1 protein-coding gene is annotated in these 1,238 nt (G+C 46.5%); it reads right to left on the reverse strand.

The genetic code is table 11. The features are described from left to right. On the reverse strand, positions 1-1,238 hold a 1,238-nt coding region (locus GXN74_RS14255), incomplete at both ends, for an IS1182 family transposase (RefSeq protein WP_162371599.1).

Genomic DNA, 1,238 nt, shown 5'->3' on the forward strand with positions numbered 1-1,238 from the left:
CCTTGCATTTCCATGCCTGAAAGACCTGACGATGATGCAACATCATAGCCATGCCTGTGTTTGAGCTCGCTGTTTTTTGCTTCGATTTTATACCGTTCCTTGGATTTTTCCTTGAAGTGTTCACTCTCTTGGAAATCCATATGTTCCTGATGGGTGTTGGTTTTTATGCTTACGGAGTAGGATTTCGTCTTCGCTCCATCCCGGTAGCATCCATCCCTCTGTGGACAGCGTTTGCATTTTTCAACATCGAAAAAGTAGGATTCTACGGACCCTTGGCCATCTTCCGCATGCTTTTTGGGCCTCGTTTTCGTTTTCTTGACGCTCATGTGTCCCGCTTTGCAGACATACCGGTCCGCATCCTTGTTGTATTCGAATCCGGCGGACTTGTTACCGTTCCCATGGGTGACGGTTTTGCTCAATCTGGCGACCAACTGGATGTTTTCTTTCTTTGCGTATTCAAGGTTTTCCTTCTCGGAGTATGCGGCATCCCCTATCACATTTTCAATCTCCATGCCTGCCGCCTGGCTTTTCTCCACCAGTTGCTGCAACTGCTTCCCATCGTGCTTTTCTCCGGATGTGATGACTGCGGAAGTGATGATCCGCTCTTCTGTCATCGCCAGATGGGTCTTGTATCCAAAAAATGAGGTGTCATATGTTTTGTGCCCGACTTTGGCATCCTCGTCCTTTGAAAGAGAAAGCTTTTCCAGATCATCTTCAACCGTTTCTTCCAGCAGGTTGATTTTCTCTTTTATAATGGGGTAGTTCGACAAAACTTCGTTTGCCTTGACTGCATCCAACAGTTTTTTGCAATATTCGATTTCATCCTCCAAAATCCCATTGTTGACTTTGGCAGGGAGCTCGCTCTTGAAGCTCTCGTCTATTCTGTAGACTTCTTTCCTCAAGTTCTTTGAATAGTCCAACAGCGTTTCCCGGGGTGTTTTCTGGTTGTACCTCGCCTTGGTGTGCGTGGAATCGACGATGATGGACTTGCTCTTGATGATTCCCTTTTCGAGTGCCAGTTCCACCGTCTTGCCTATCAGCAGGTCCAACATATTGGTATCCCGCAACCGTAACTTCCTGAATTTCGTAAGTGTGCTTGGTTCGATTACATCCTCCTCTGGAGCCATATCCAGGAAATACTTGAAGGACATGTCGTATTTCGAACGCTCAACCACATCCACATCGGATAGTCCAAAGATGGCCTTTAAAATCAGGTATTTGAACAGTCTGATCGGGTC

It is taken from the genome of Anaerotalea alkaliphila (genome assembly GCF_010179735.1).
Classification (GTDB): Bacteria; Bacillota; Clostridia; order Lachnospirales; family Vallitaleaceae; genus Anaerotalea; species Anaerotalea alkaliphila.